The sequence below is a fragment of the Candidatus Poriferisodalis sp. genome, from assembly GCF_965208485.1.
Taxonomy (GTDB): domain Bacteria; phylum Actinomycetota; class Acidimicrobiia; order Acidimicrobiales; family Poriferisodalaceae; genus Poriferisodalis.
In genome coordinates this window covers 1,868,748-1,883,574 of the sequence record NZ_OZ242344.1, presented here as the reverse complement: position 1 = coordinate 1,883,574, position 14,827 = coordinate 1,868,748, and the positions used below count along the sequence as shown (strand labels likewise).

The 14,827-nt window shown below is 63.9% G+C and carries 8 protein-coding genes; 3 read left to right on the top strand and 5 right to left on the bottom strand.

The genetic code is table 11. The annotated features are described in order from the left end of the window. The first annotated feature begins 71 nt into the window (after positions 1–71). Complete coding sequence (locus tag ACOGXQ_RS08680) at positions 72–1,355, top strand: ATP-binding protein (protein ID WP_419947007.1); 1,284 nt, start codon at positions 72–74, stop codon at positions 1,353–1,355. Continuing rightward, positions 1,352–5,545, top strand: coding sequence for a hypothetical protein (locus tag ACOGXQ_RS08675; protein ID WP_419947006.1), 4,194 nt, complete (start codon positions 1,352–1,354; stop codon positions 5,543–5,545). The genes ACOGXQ_RS08680 and ACOGXQ_RS08675 overlap by 4 nt, the downstream gene beginning before the upstream one ends. Before the next feature lie 108 nt (positions 5,546–5,653). Here ACOGXQ_RS08675 and ACOGXQ_RS08670 read toward each other — a convergent pair whose 3' ends face one another. From ACOGXQ_RS08670 to ACOGXQ_RS08650, 5 genes are all read right to left on the bottom strand, one after another. After that, positions 5,654–5,941: a hypothetical protein gene (locus tag ACOGXQ_RS08670; protein ID WP_419947005.1), complete on the bottom strand. Its 288-nt coding sequence runs from the start codon at positions 5,939–5,941 to the stop codon at positions 5,654–5,656. Between the two features lie 180 nt (positions 5,942–6,121). Next, positions 6,122–6,919 carry a VOC family protein gene (locus tag ACOGXQ_RS08665; protein ID WP_419947004.1) on the bottom strand — a complete coding sequence of 266 codons (798 nt, stop codon included), beginning with the start codon at positions 6,917–6,919 and terminating at the stop codon, positions 6,122–6,124. 14 nt (positions 6,920–6,933) lie between these two features. Next, positions 6,934–12,189: a hypothetical protein gene (locus tag ACOGXQ_RS08660; protein ID WP_419947003.1), complete on the bottom strand. Its 5,256-nt coding sequence runs from the start codon at positions 12,187–12,189 to the stop codon at positions 6,934–6,936. After that, positions 12,171–12,455 (bottom strand): RusA family crossover junction endodeoxyribonuclease, encoded by a 285-nt coding sequence (locus ACOGXQ_RS08655; protein WP_419947002.1) that lies wholly within the window; start codon positions 12,453–12,455, stop codon positions 12,171–12,173. The genes ACOGXQ_RS08660 and ACOGXQ_RS08655 overlap by 19 nt, the downstream gene beginning before the upstream one ends. Before the next feature lie 431 nt (positions 12,456–12,886). Further along, positions 12,887–13,864, bottom strand: a complete 978-nt coding sequence (locus tag ACOGXQ_RS08650) for an alpha/beta hydrolase (RefSeq protein WP_419947001.1) — start codon at positions 13,862–13,864, stop codon at positions 12,887–12,889. 454 nt (positions 13,865–14,318) lie between these two features. Between ACOGXQ_RS08650 and ACOGXQ_RS08645 the strand changes: the two genes are divergently transcribed. Beyond that, on the top strand, positions 14,319–14,624 hold the full coding sequence (locus tag ACOGXQ_RS08645; RefSeq protein WP_419947000.1) for an amidohydrolase family protein: 306 nt from the start codon (positions 14,319–14,321) through the stop codon (positions 14,622–14,624). The last annotated feature ends 203 nt before the right edge of the window (positions 14,625–14,827 follow it).

Below are 14,827 nucleotides of genomic sequence, written 5' to 3'. Positions count from 1 at the left end.
GCGCCGTGAGCGGGTGGCAACGCTATTGAGCAAAGTTGCTCAATAGCGTTGCCACCCGGTACACTGCCTGTGTGGCGAGATATCGACGACCACTGGTCACGACGATCGTAGAGCGGCTTGGCGAGCCGCCCCGACGGCTGATCGCGGTGTTCGGGCCTCGACAGTCAGGCAAGACGACCGCTGTACTGCAAGCCCTTCGCATGATTCCGCAAGGTTGGCGCATGGTCGCCTTCGAGCCTGACGGCATCGACGAGACATCCGACGCGCCGGGCCCCTTGGACACGGACGAGGCTGCTGAGGCTCATGCACGTCTGCCATCAGCGCCTCGCGACGCTCGATGGCTGGTTGACGTGTGGCAGCGATGCCGTGAGCGAGCGAAGGAATCACCCGCCGGCTATGTCCTCGTGCTTGACGAAATCCAAGCGTTGAGGAATTGGTCTGCTGTCGTCAAGGGCCTCTGGGATGCCGACCGTGCTTCGGGCTGCCCTCTGCATGTTGTCATCCTCGGCTCGGCACCGTTGCCGATTCAGGCAGGCTTGAACGAGAGCCTGATGGGCCGCTTCGAGCCGATTGTGTTTCCTCACTGGTCCTTTACTGAGATGGCTGAGGCCTTTGGCTTCACTCTTGACGAGTACATCTTCTACGGCGGCTATCCGGGCACCACCGAACACATGTCAGGCCATGAGGAATGGCATCGGTACGTTCGAAGCGGACTGGTCGAGCCAAGCATTGACCGCGATGTGGTTTCGATGACAAGCATCCGAAAGCCAGCGCTGATGCGGCGTCTCTTCGAAATGGGCACCCGATACTCCGGGCAGATCCTCTCTTACAGCAAGATGCTGGGCCAATTGCAGGACGCCGGCAACACCACGACGCTGGCGAGTTACTTGCAGCTTCTCTCACAAGTCGGCCTGCTGACGGGCTTGAACAAGCACGTCGAGCGTGCCGTCTCGGCGAAGGCCTCCACGCCCAAGCTCAATGTCCTCAATACCGGGCTGATGTCGATGGTCTCCGGGTACCGGATTGATGAGGCTCGCTCAGATCGAACCCTGTGGGGTCGCCTTACCGAGAGTGCAGTCGGGGCACATCTGGTCAGCACGATGCCCTCGAGTGGGGAAGTGAAGTACTGGCGAGACCGGCGCGGCCGAACCGTGGTCGAAGTCGATTTCGTCTTGGAGCGAGGTCCACATGTCGTAGGGATCGAAGTCAAGAGTGGAACGGTCAGAGACGTATTGCCCGGCCTCGACGAGTTTCGGAGCCGTTTCAATGTCCGGACACTCGTCGTCGGTGAGGGGGGTATCCCGCTGCACGAGTTCTTGTCCGTGCCCGCGAGCGAGTGGGTCGAGGAAGCATGAGCGAGACGTACGTCGCCCGCACATGCACCCGCCTTGTCGCGACTGAGTTGGGCGGACAAGACGAAGCGGAAGTTGCTCCGCTCAGTTCGTACAGGTCCGATCGCGCCTATGTGCTGCTTGGCGATGCTGGTTCCGGCAAGTCGACAGAATTCAGCGAGGAGCGGAACGCACTCGGTGATGCGGCGGTGTTTCGCAGCGCGCGCGACTTCGTAACGCTTGATGTTGCACCGGAGTGGGGTGACAAGACGCTGTTCATCGACGGTCTCGACGAGATCCGTGTGGGCACAACCGACGGGCGCCCGGCGCTCGACGAGATTCGCAAGCGCCTAGATCGACTCGGTTGGCCGAGTTATCGCATTTCTTGCCGCGAGGCCGATTGGCTCGGTAGTAACGACCGCCACCGCCTTGAGAGCGCAACCCCCGGCGAGACAGTGGTCGTATTGCGGCTGGACCCCCTCGGCAAAGAGTCCATCAAGGAGCTCTTGGTTGCTCATCTCGATGCTGAGGCGATTCCCGGCTTCCTGGCTGAAGTTGAGCAGCGTGGCCTCAGCGGCATGCTCGACAATCCGCTGACGCTGGAGATGCTCGCCGCGTCTCTCGGACAGGGAGGCGGAGATCAGCCCACCAGCCGAATCGACGCATTCGAAGTCGCCTGCAGGCGCATGGTGCAAGAACACAACGACGAGCACATGGCCGCATCGCGCGGCGCCCCGCCGACTGAGACGGCGCTGGTCGCTGCTGGGGAATTGGCCGCCATCCAGTTGCTCTCGGGAGTCGAAGGCTTCTCCCTCGGCCCGGTCGAAGACCACTCGTCGTATGTCTCCTTGGACAGCCTCCTACCCTCCGCCCTCGAAGCCCGCAAGGAGGACTCGCACCGCCGTCGGTTTGCACTGGGAACCAAGCTGTTCTGGGCACCACCCAGCGTCCACTCCTTGGCGAATTGGCCAAGGCTCGCACCGCGGCACCGCCAGATCGCTGAGTTCCTTGGCGGCCGGTACCTGGCACATCTCGTGAACAGCGGACTACCCGCCGAACGAGTCGTCGCTCTCATGATCAGCCCACATGACGGCAGGATTGTGACATCACTACGCGGTCTATCAGCCTGGTTCGCAGCGCACTGTGCCGAAGCACTCGACCAACTCATCGATGCCGACCCAGTGGGCATCGGCCTCTACGGCGACATCAGCTCACTCAGCGGCGAGCAGAAGCGACGACTGCTACGAGTCATAGCGGAATACGCAGACGAAGGCCCGCTGCTTGGTCACGAGTGGCGCGACAACCGGAGCGTTGGCTATCGCGACTCGACCGCGTGGGCATTTCGCACGATCATCGACGACGAAACCATTGAGGCAGTAGCAGAGCTCATCGCCTGGGCCGGTCCTCAAGATCGCAAGAGCGAGCGCGTCCGAGAGTTCCTGCTTCAGATTCTCGCTGTTGTCGAGGAAGGCCAGTTCGCGGCTGCGCGCCAGCTCTTGCCTCAGGCGAAGTCGACAGTTCGTGACGGCAGCTACTCACGACATGTTCGACTGGCGGCTCTCGATGCCCAGCTTCACCTCGTACCCGCCGGAGAGGCCAGGCAACGCGAACTACGCCAACTGCTTGATGACATATTGGCGAGCCGCATCTCGGACCCCAACCGCCAGCTTGCAGGGGCGCTGCTCTACGAGCTCTATCCCGACGCCGTCGGGCCCGATGAAGTGCTCGACTTCGTCGATCATCCCAGTCATGACCGGATCCACGGACTCTTCGAGGGCTTCTGGCACAGAGAGTTCGCGCATCGTTCTTCGGGCTCCCAAGCCGGCCAAGTCCTGGATGCGCTTCATCGGGAAGCGGCCCGCGTGCTGCCCGTGCTGCAATCGCGCCACTTCGATAGCGCTGCCGTGGACCTGTTGGCGAAGGCGGTCGCTGAACTAGGCGATGAAGTCGACATCGGCCATTTGTTCGACTGGCTGCACGTTGCTGGCGCTGCTGAACCGCAGGTGATGCCTGCCAAGAGTCCCGCCGCGCAAGCCGTTCGGGAGTGGTTGGAAGCTCGTCCGGAGACCCAGCGGCAGGTGTTCTTGGAATGGCTACGCCGCCGCGACCCACAAGACCCCTTGGGCTTCAGGTCCTATGACTGGTGTCTCGCATTGCACGGGAGCAAGCTGCCTCGAGATATCGGGCGCTGGTGCCTAGCGCGAGCGGTGGAGTTGGCACCGACAGAGCCTGCTGTTGCGTGTGAACTTGTGCGGCGGGCACATGAGGCTCTCGATGACTCAGACAGGAATACAGACCTCACCGCCGAAGTCTTGCGAGCCGCTGTCAGCGGTTGCGGCGACTTGGAGGAACTTGTCGAGGCTCTGTTCGCCCCGGTGACGCCAGATCCACGAGTGGAGCAAATGCTCAAGGAACACGACAAGCGTCGTGAGGAATGGGAAGAGGAGAAGAGGAAGCTCGCGGAAGACTGGGCAACCGGCCTGCGATCGAGTCTGAGCCAACTCCGGGACAACACCTTCTCGTCAGCGAATCTGCATCGACTCGCGCTTGCCTACATGGGGCTGTATGTCGACAGCTCCGAGGAGTTGGGTGCGCGGGACAGCCTCAGTGATTTCGTCGGCGGCGAAGACGATCTCGTGGTGGCGGTGTTGCAGGCGTTCCGCGACTCCGTTAAGCGTCCCGATCTTCCCAGCGTTGAGGAGACGATCAAGCTCCACAATGAGTCGCAGCACGCTTGGCTCGCGCTGCCGGCGCTAGCCGGCTTGCAACTGCTCGACGCCGAAGACCCTGAACAGCTTGACCAAATGGATGACGAGGTCAAGCGTCAAGCACTAGCGCTGCTGTTCTGTGTGCCGACGAACTCGACTTCGCCGCCGCCTTGGTTCGAGCGCTGGTTCGAAAGACAGCCATCGCTAGTAGCGGAAGTAGCGACCAGGTGTGCGACCGCTGCGATCCGTAACGGCGACGAACACCCGTCGGGCCTCAGCGAACTTGACTCGGTCGGCGGAGATGCAGGCATACGGAACGCAGTCAAGCTGGAGCTGCTGCGATCCATTCCAGCGCGGGGCGCTAACGCCCAGCTTCGGCTGCTCGACCGGCTGCTGCTGGATGCAATGGCGCACCCGGATTCAGGCAACCTCCAAGAACTCATCGACGAGAAGCTCGCAGTTACCAGCATGACCGTGGCCCAACGCACCCGTTGGCTCACTGCGGCAGCGCTGCTGTACGAGGGCAATTGGGTCCCCGCCCTCATGGAGCACGTGTCGGCTCATCGATCGGCCATACGTCACGTCGCAGCGTTCTTCCACTCCGATCACGGCCCACGCATGACGGGACGCTCCAGCCTGACGGCGAGTGTCGCCCCAAGAACCCTCGCCGCGTTCGTCGAGATGCTTGGTCGCGCATATCCGCCGTTGGAACGAGACGGGCTGATAACGGTCGAGATCGATGCAGCGGACCGGGTCAGAGACATTATCCATCAGCTTGCGCAGTCCCCGGACACTGCAGCTGGCGAGGCATTGCGACGCTTTGAGCACGACCCGGAACTGAGTGAGTGGCACGACATCTTGAGTCGGCGGCGCGAGGCACAGAGCGCGATCCAACGAGACGCTGAGTATCCCCAACCGAGTGTCCATGAAGTCCAGCAGACGCTGAGTGGCGGCAGGCCGGCAAACGCGGCCGATCTAGAGGCGCTACTGCTAGATCGACTTGGCGACATAAGCCGCGAGGTACAGGGGGATGCAAGTAATCCCTGGGGTCTCTTCTGGAATGTGGACGCTCATGGCCGCCCAACTGCTCCCAGGCCCGAGAACGCTTGTCGAGACTCGCTGCTGACTCTCATGAAGAAGCATCCATCGCTGCGAGAGGTGGACATTGAGCCCGAAGTCAGCTACGCCGCCGGGAAACGTGCCGACATCCGGGCGAGCTGTCCTGGCTTCAACGTTCCGATCGAGATCAAGCGCGAGTCGCACAGCGACCTCTGGCACGCGATGCGCAGTCAACTCATGGGTCAGTACACGACGGATCCGGCCACCGATGGCTTCGGCATCTATCTGGTGCTGTGGTTCGGTGGCGAGCAACTGCCGACGCCACCGTCGGGGCGGCGACCACGTAGCCCTGACGAACTGCGGAGCATGCTCGAGGCGGACCTCAGCATCGACGAAGCCCGCAAGATTGCGGTCCGGGCCATCGACGTCACGAAGCCGGGTCGCTGAGGGGTGGACATTACACCTAGGAGACTGCTGATTTATTCGGATTCGGGCAAGTCTGCAACGCTCTGACCTGCGGCTTTGTGCCCATGAATCGGCGATTTCGGCAATTGCTCAGCAGTCTCCTAGTGCGGTCGGCAATCGGACAGCCACAGCTACCTCGATCACCCGTCCGGTCGAGGCCAGTGCTTCGCCAATGCGTGCGATTGCGTCGTCTTCGACTTGAGGTCCAGGGAAGTACTCGGTCTCGATCGCGATCGGTGCGGAACCGGTGTTCACAACGATGTCGGGCCGAAGCCCGGCCTTCGTCAGGGTCTTGGTTGCTTCGGCAGAAACGATCCAGCCGCCAAGGCGGTTGCCAAGAGCGTTCGCGACGAAGGAGTTGAGGGCAGGTTCAGCCATACGTGGGCTCACATCACCCTCCTGCGACTTGATCCCGCTGCGAACCGGGCACGTCTCGCAAGGTACAGGGGTGGTGTGACACAGGGCCGAACCGACGGTCGGTTCAGTACCCCTGTGCGTGACCGGCCAACGGTTATGCGGTGTGATCTACAGACGCGGGCGCTGAAGTGAGGTGTCCGGCTAGTCGGGCCAGTCGGTGAGGGTGACGAGGTCGAACATCGCTCCGGCAGGGTCGGACACGGTTGCGGCGCGGCCAGGTCCGAAGTCGAACGGCGGCATGATCACGTTGCCCCCGTGAGCGGTCGCTGCGGCGTAGGCGGCATCCACGTCGGACACTCCGAAGCTCACCCGCCAGTGGGGCGGCACGCCGTCGGGCAACGGTGCCATTGAGGTGCTGGCAACCGGCTCTCCGTCCAGTGTGAACACCACAGGCCCATCGGGTGCTTCCTCCATCGTGCCAGTCTCCCAGCCGAACAGCTCGCAGTAGAAGGCTGCTGCAGCGTCGTCGTCGTGCGTGGCGACTTCTGCCCAGGTGAACGCACCCGGCGCATTGACGATGCCCGCACCGATGGCGGCGATCGGCGTCCACGTGCAGAACACGGCGCCGGTGGGATCAGCGGCGATGACCATCCGGCCTGCGGCGTCGGGACCCGGCTCGGGCACGTCGATGGCGGGCCGCATGACGGCGCCTCCGGCCGCCGCAACCCGACCGGCGAACTCGTCAGCATCGTCCACAGTGACGTAGACGTTCCAGCACGGCGGGACACCTTCGCTGAGCATCTCGGGGGGCATGTCGAACACCCCTGCTGCGGGGTGCCCGTCCACGACCGCCATGACGTAGTTGATCTCGCCGCTGGGGTCGCGCTCGAAGTCCCAGCCGAGCACGGCTGCATAGAAGCCAAGGGCACCTTCGACATCAATCGTCGCCAAGTCGACCCACGACGGTGTTCCCGGTGCATGACGCTCTCGTATTGGCATGCTGCTTCATCTCCCTACGAACCGCGAGCGAACTGCTCCGACCAGATGTCGTGCATCCGGCCGTGCGAATCATACGAATCCGCGACGAGCCGCAAGACCCGTGCCGTGCGGGGCCAGCGGTCACCCACGATCTCGGCCTGCACCCTGTAACGATTGGAGAGTTCACGTTCGGCTGTCCCGCCGTCGGGCAGCGATCGCCAATGGACTCCTCGCAGATTTGAGATGCCACGAGCGAGGCCATGTTCGATGTCCGACGCCCGAGTCTCGATGCCAGACGAGCGGAGTGCTTCGAGCACGTCGCGTACATCAGGTGGAGGGACGATGCCGTGCTCGTCAGAGGACTCAGCCGGCACCTTGGCGAGCATCTCGCCGACGTAACCCGAACCGAGCGAAAGCAGTTCTCGCTTCGCGAGGAGTTCCAGCGCTTGGGTGATCCAGTCCAGCATGATGCTGCTGTCGACCGTGCCGTCGTCTCTCAAGCCTGGAATGCGATTCCAGTAGTGAAGGACCGTCCAAGCCTTGCTGGCTGCCGCATCGGCAAGCGCCGTTGCCGTATCGGTTTCGACGGACTCAATGGGGCCATCGGGCCTGCTCTCGCCTGTGGGTGCGTACATGTTCGCGATCAGTTCGACGAAGAAGCGAGGGTCACGCTCCAGCCACGCGTGCACCAAAAGCCCCTGCCCACGGCTACCGGGCACATCGTCAAGCATGATCTCCAGCCGTGCGAGTTGAACTTGGCGCGGGTCGTCGAGATTGACATCGTCCAATGGCATTTGATCGCTCAGCCAGTCGAGCGACTCTTCGACCCGTAACCGCAACGGATGGGCTATCCGAGATGAGTCCACATCGCCGGCCACGGCTTCGAGCGCTCGCAAGGCGAGTTCGAGCCTCGCTGAGTCGTGACTCTCAGATGTCCCATCGGAGTCGTCTGTTGCGAAGCGGTGAAACGCGATGATTTCGACGGCCGCGTCAGCTCTTCCCGCAGCGAGCAGCCGATCTGCCGCTTCGGCAGCTAGGACAGAATCCGAACCGATTGGCAGCGGGTTGTAGTGCTTCCAATACGCCGAATCGACATCGCGTCCGAGAGCCTCGGCGATCTCCCAGGCAAGCGGGAAGTCCCTGAGCGTGGTCAACAGCCGCGCCAAGTCTGTGGCACTGAAATGCTGTTCGCGAAGGCCCGTCAACCACGCTGAGAGGTCTGTGTCGGCGCGGTGCCGAATCCTGAGATTCTCAGCGAAGAAGCCCATTGCCACGAGATCCCACAGCACCGCGTCGGATTCTGGACCGATTGCGTGGCTTGCACCTTGGTCGGGGGCGTCAAGAAGTGGTGTGGGCGGCACTTCGTCTGCCAACCAGGCCGCGAGGGTGGGCGTCAAGGCGTCGACGTCGGCCCCCTCACCGTCGCCGAGTGTCAGTTTGTCTGAGTGAGCAAGCTCTGCGAGCAGGCGTCCGATGTGCTCGACACCCGATACCTGACGGTCGCCATGCGCTCGGACAGCGAGCCTGCGGATGCCCTCAAGACCGTCAGCCGCGTACGCCTGCATCACCGCCGCGCGGCGAAGCTCGGCAAGGTGCCTCTCATATTCTTCACGGTCATCGCCGAATGCAGGCACATCAAGTCCCGGCGAATGAGCCTCGAACAGCCATGCGCTTGTGGTGGCTGGATCATCATCCCCGAGCCCTTGAGCGACCTGCTCGACATCGGCGAGTTCATCGGGGTCGAGAGTCCAGAACGCATTGGCGAACTGATGGTGCAGACGGATGAACGACCGCAACCGATCACCGAGCAACGACCTGTCGAGATCACCTCGCTGCGCGGTCTCCTCGACAATGGCTAAGGCTCTTGCCCGTGCCGCTGGCGACAGGCGCATGAACCTTCCGCCCTCGTCAAGCGGCCAGAACATGTCGACGAGACGCTCGGCCTCTGTAGCGCTCGATGCGAAGTACGTGATCATGTCCAGCAGGAGCGCGATGACCTGGTGAGTCGCCGAGGCGTAGTCGTCTTGCGGTGCTGGCTCGACGATCGCGGGCCACTCCCGAACCTCCGGCGCCGCGTTGGGAGAACCGCCAGCCCGGTGAGGAGCGAGGTCCCAGAGAACGCGCCACAGCGCGGACCGCAGTTCATTGCTTCCGGCCGCCTCGCCGATCTGAACCCGGCTGACTAATCCGACGAGCACAGCGTTGCGTCGGTCAGTGGACAATCCGGTCTGAGGCAGTCGAGGCCAGAACAACGAAACAAGACAGTCGTGCGCCTTTGCGGCGAGATCGTGGTTGCCGACTGAAGCCAGTGTCAGCAGTGACTCGGCGACCAACGCCAAATGGCTGGGCTCCGGAGACCACGCGAGCGCTTCCGACGCATGCTGCAGGCCGTACCAGCCCGTATCCGACGAGGGTCCGCTGCTGCCTTCAGTCAGCGCCAGCAGATCCTCGGGGGCCGCTCTCGCCTGTGCAAGGGCGTCGCCAAATGCTTCGAGAAACTCATCCGGCGCTGCCTCAGCGAGCAGCGGCAACACCTCGCCCAGATCGACGATGCGCTGGATCGTGCGGTGAATGGCGCCATCGATCTCGACCAGCGAGTCGTCGCCAGCCTGCGTCACTCGTCCCGTCTCGTGGTCGTCGTCATCGATCACGAGCAGGCTTCGGACGATCAAGGCGGCGCGCGTCTCGGCGCTGATTCCGCTGGCCACTGGTGCGTCGCTGCCAAGAGTCCCCAGGAGAGCCAACGAACGCGCGACTCCACGGCGCAAGTCACGGCTGCTGACTGGTTGCGTCTGAGTGCGTCCGTCGATTTCGAAAGGGGTCCCATCAGGCCATCGCTGAGTCTCGCTTCCCGTGAGGGCATGCTCGGCCACAGACGCAAATCGCTCGAGAAAGCTCTCCGGCATTTCTGAGGCCAGAAGCCGCCAGGCTTCCTGCGGGGCAACGAGATCCCACTGATCGCCAACCTGTGCGATCAGCGCATCGGTGCCTTCGCTGAGTGGCCGAATGATGAGCAGCAGATCCTCGTAGCTCAGGTCGGTGCCGGAGATTTCGCACAGAAGCGACTGATCCCCCGCGTGCCGGTTGGACCAACGACCGGCCAGCAAGGCGGCCCACACGGCCCCCAGATGTCGGCTGCGTGGAACCTGGTCGAGCCATGCAGGAGTGACGGGATTGGGACCCACCTGGAGCGTCCTTCGCAGCGCGCCGAGGCTGCGACGTCCGAGCGCCGCCAGACGCCAAGCCTCACTGCGGCTGAGGCCTTGTCGTTCCAGCGTCTTGGCAGCGGCCGTCGGCTCAATTAGCCCAATCTCGATCAGTGCTTCGTCCTCTTCGGAATTCGAACTCGGGCGCGCGGCCCGGGAGAGCGGAACAACCATGCAGTGCCGCGATGGCTCTGCACCCTCCGCGACCTCTCGTTCGGCAGCGACCAAGATCGCCCCGCCACCCGGTTCGCGCTTGAGACGCCGCCAAGCCGCGGCATCCGAAACGACCAGCATCCGGTCGAGCAGCCCCCCAGCACGGGCACCCGCAGCCGAGATGAAGTCGAGCGCGTCTTGAGTGTTGCCGGCGACGACGTAGACGGTCCTGCCCCCGGTCGAGCACATTTCGACGAACTCTTGGAACTGTTGCTCGCGGCCCGCGAGCAATACATCGGCGCTGAACTGTCCACCGGTGTGCGCCTGCTCATGGTCCCATCGCCTGCGAGCCGGCGTGAAGCCGTCAGGCGCGAGTCCCAGACTCTCTGAGAAGCGAGCCCGCGTGGCCGGTGCCTGGATGAGCCAATTCAAGAGATCGTCGGCATCGAGTGCTCGGACCTCACGCCAATGTCTTTCTTCGCTGCGCTGTGCTTGCCACTGACGCTTCGCTTGCTGCCTGCCTGTGCCTGTCGGCTCAGCCGAGCCGGACGCTCCGGACGGTGTCTTCGTCGACTCGGGCCAAGCGCGGGGAGTGAGATGGACATAGGTGACCTGGCTGGCGTCGAGACGCGCCTCACTCGTCCGCCTGCCGTAGTTGCTGTCGGCATTGCGCGTGACGTCTGCTGAAGTCGAGACCTCCCAGCGGGACAGCCCACGCGGCGCCCAAGGCGTTCCCAGCCGGGTCTCCACTTCGAGATCGAAGTCGGGCCGTCCGATTCCCTCGGCGGTCGGGCAGTCGATGCGGATGAGGTCTTGTGTGGGTGTCGTCTCCACGATCAGATCGCGGATGAGGGCTGGCAACTCGTCACGAGCTCGCAGCCCGTTTGCCCACTGAAGAATGTGGTTTCGCTCCGCAAGGCCTAGCCCCCCGGGGACCGACCACAAGCCGACAGCCTCGTCTGGTTCCCCCTGTCGCGCAGCGAGGTTCAGAGGCGGGGAATGCAGATCGGAGGCCTCGGCGGAGGAGGGCGAGGGCAAATCCTCGGCGTCGCGGCGGGCCCACTGGACCCCATCGCGTTCGATGAGGAACACAGCTCGGTCCAACGACGCCCGCTCCGAGTCTCCGAAACGATGGAGAAGAACGGCCCGCGCGTCGAATGGCCCTGCGTTGAGCCAGACGTAGTCACCTGTGGCCCAATCGACGGCCACGCCGGCTTGCGCGGGAGTGCAGAAGTGCCGTTCGAACCAAGCGAGCATCTCGTCGACGACGTCCGGATTCTCAGCAATGCAGCGCTCAGCGATCTTCAACGCCGCCTCGGTCAGCGCCTCGTCGGGAAGCTCGGTGTCTTGCTGTGCATCGCCGGCGGCGGAGGCTGCGTGGAAGCGGCGGAGCGTTTCGGCTTCCTCAGCGGAGACTGCACTATCGGCTTCCAAGCCGTTGATCAGAGAGTCGGACAGATCGGGTGATACCCGGTAGCGCTCACCGTCGGCGACTCTGAGCAGGAACAGCGCGCTGGCGACGGAACGTCTCGCCAGTGCCACTGCGCCGGTACCGGAGATCGGCACGAGGCGCCGCGCTTCGGCGATCCAATCGGCGACAACCGATGGCGCAGGCGGACGAGCGTCCCGAGGCTGCGCGTACTCGATGATGTCGAGATGCCACTCTGGACGCTCGGCGACGAAGGCCCGCAACGTCGCCAGGCGGGTGTCCGACTCACGATCGCAGCCGATGGGTGCGAACTCGACAATGCGAGTCTCGGCGTGATCGGCTTCGCCTTTGCGGGCGATGAGATGAGTCGCGACCGTTCCCTCGTCTCCAGCCGAGACGGCTGTCTCGAGATGTTCTGATGCGGAGACCGTGTAGCCCGCTGCTTGGTACCGCCGCCGAGCTTGCGCTCTTGCGGCCCAGATGTTCAGTGCTGAGGCAGCCATGGCACCTCCAGCAAGTTCGAAGAGTCAACGATCTGGATGTAGACGAATTCCTTGAGATTCTTGGCGACTTCGACGTGGCCGATGAGTGTCGCCGGCCACGACTCACAGTCTGCCGCAAGGGAGCGGTCGTGACTCAGGGAATTCAGGTCGACCCGCGCCGCATGAATGTCGCTGAGCTGGGCGTCATCGGTGAACGCGAGTCCTTCCAACGCGTCGAATGTCGGCTTGAGCACGTTGTCGAGGTCTGGGATGCCGCCAGTCGCCATGTCGCAGAACCAATGAAAGCCGGCGTGAACAGGTCCGGAGGCGTAGACAGGCTGTTCGGAAACAGGTGCGCTTGCTTGCGGAAGGGTTGAGTTTGCTGCCGCTTCGACCTGTCTTCTCCAGCCGTCGAGGCTTCGAGCGCTGCTCTGAAGCGATTTCGGACGCCCCACAACGATCAACTCGATCATGACTCGGCGGCCGCGACGTGTCGAGCTGTCTCGTCAAGCAACTGTGTTCCCAAACTGGCACCACACCGAATGGGACTCTGTGACCTCTGCTTCCCATCGGGCATGACCGCGATCGACACCATTGGCAAAGCATAAGCAGTTAAGTTTTGATACAGGAGATAGTTTTTCGATCTATATCGAACGTCTAGGCGCAGAGCGCCTGCTGGAGGACTGGGTGCTGGCGGCCGGTCGAAGGCGTCGGCTGGCTAACCGTTCCCCGACGGTGCGAGGGTGCGGCGCAGGACGCTGGCGGTGAGCTCCTGGGCTTCGTGCGCCTGGGCCAGGAAACGGGTCATGCCGAAGAAACCGTGGAACTGGCCCGGGTACTCGATGAGCGTGGTGGGCACCTTGGCGTCTGCGAGCTTCTGCGCGTACTCGACGCCTTCGTCGCGCAGCGGGTCATGGCCGGCCACGATGACAAGGGCCGGTGCAGCTCCAGCCGGATCATCGACCGCTAGTGGGGCCGCATACGGGTTGTTGCGCTCAGACGGCGGGCAGTAGTGATCGTCGAACCAGGCCATCGTCGCGCGGGTCAGCAGGTAGCCCTCGGCGTTGGCGATCATCGAATGGGTGTCGCGGTCGAAATCGGTGACCGGGTAGATGAGCACCTGCAGGCCCGGCTGGCCGCACGCGTCGCCGTTCGCAGCGCCGTCACGGCACATCAGCGCCACCGCGGCTGCCAGATTGCCGCCGGCGCTGTCGCCGCCGATCGCCACCCGGGCCGGGTCGATGCCCAGCTCGGCGGCGTTGTCCATCGCCCACTGGGTGGCAGCACAGCAGTCGTCTGCAGCGGCCGGGAAGGGATGTTCGGGAGCGAGGCGGTAGTCGACCGAGACGGTCACGACACCGGCCAGCATCGTGAGCGCTCGGCAGGTGCGGTCGTGGGTCTCGATGCTGCCCACGACCCAGCCGCCGCCGTGGAAGTACACGAGGCAGCCGAGCGTCCCGTCGACGGCAGCGGTGGCGGCGCCGTCGCCGGGCCGGTAGATCCGTACGGCGATGTCGTTGCCGTCAGGGCCGGCAATGGTGCGGTCTTCGGTGCTGGCGACGTCGACGAGTTCCCCGGCGGGCGGCATCTCCTCGAAACCCCGGCGAGCACGTTCGTAACCGACGTCTTCGAACGACGGCCGGCCTAGGGCGTTGAGTTGGTCGATGACGGCTGATGCTTCGGCTTCGAGAGTCACGGCGTGCAGCATATGTTCGCTGCGCGCGGCGACGCAGCAGTCGGGATGGGCTCCGTCTGCGGGTGCGCTATGCCCCGCTGCCGTACGCTGAGACGGGCAGTCCCGCCGGGGGCGGTGGCTGCCATGAGGCGGAGCCGGGGCCCGAGCGGCTTGTGCGCGAAGCGAACAAGAGCGGGAAACGAACGGTGCGACAACGAGAACGGTGCGACAACGAGAAGGTGCACTCGTCGGGCGCACCCATGTGACGGGGGCAGGACATGGCTGAGGACGTGATCGCTGCCGAGCGTGGCACTACGCCGATGGATGCGTTCGTCGACCTGGCCGTGGACAGCGACCTGGAGATGTTCTTCGTGCAGGCGCTCGCCAACCAGGACCAGGACTTGGTGCTGCACCTGCTCAAACACCCCGCGCTATCCCGACCTTCTCCGACAGCGGCGCCCACGTCACCCAGATCATGGACTCGTCGCTGCAGACGCACCTGCTGGGCCATTGGGTGCGCGACCGCCAGGAGTTCACGCTGGAAGACGCCGTGCATCGCATCACCCAGCTGCCGGCGCAGGCATGGGGCTTCGACGACCGCGGCGTGCTGGCAGTCGGCAAGGCCGCCGACGTGAACGTGTTCGACCCCGAGACGGTGTCACCCGACATGCCCAAGCTGGTGCACGACCTTCCCGCTGGGGCCCCCGCCTGCGCCAGACCGCCACCGGCTTCGCCGCCACCATCGTCAACGGCGAGGTCATCACAGAGCACGGCAAGGTGACCGGTGCTGTGCCCGGCCGGCTGCTGCGAGGCCCGCTGGCCCGCTAGCCGGACCGGTCCCGCCGATCATCAACGCTGTCTGCTCCGACGTCACGGGGTCATTGTGGCCCAAGAACGGGCGACCGTCGTGAGGCAATGCAGCAGCGCGGCGTGTAGCTTCATACGGACCACCTTCCGCATTGACACGATGAGACCAGGGGGATG

Bases quoted from the DNA above. Each gene is read 5' to 3' on its own strand.
- ACOGXQ_RS08675 (WP_419947006.1), top strand. From the start codon at position 1,352: ATGAGCGAGACGTACGTCGCCCGCACATGCACCCGCCTTGTCGCGACT.
- ACOGXQ_RS08670 (WP_419947005.1), bottom strand. From the start codon at position 5,941: ATGGCTGAACCTGCCCTCAACTCCTTCGTCGCGAACGCTCTTGGCAAC.
- ACOGXQ_RS08665 (WP_419947004.1), bottom strand. From the start codon at position 6,919: ATGCCAATACGAGAGCGTCATGCACCGGGAACACCGTCGTGGGTCGAC.
- ACOGXQ_RS08660 (WP_419947003.1), bottom strand. From the start codon at position 12,189: ATGGCTGCCTCAGCACTGAACATCTGGGCCGCAAGAGCGCAAGCTCGG.
- ACOGXQ_RS08655 (WP_419947002.1), bottom strand. From the start codon at position 12,455: ATGGCGACTGGCGGCATCCCAGACCTCGACAACGTGCTCAAGCCGACA.
- ACOGXQ_RS08645 (WP_419947000.1), top strand. From the start codon at position 14,319: ATGGACTCGTCGCTGCAGACGCACCTGCTGGGCCATTGGGTGCGCGAC.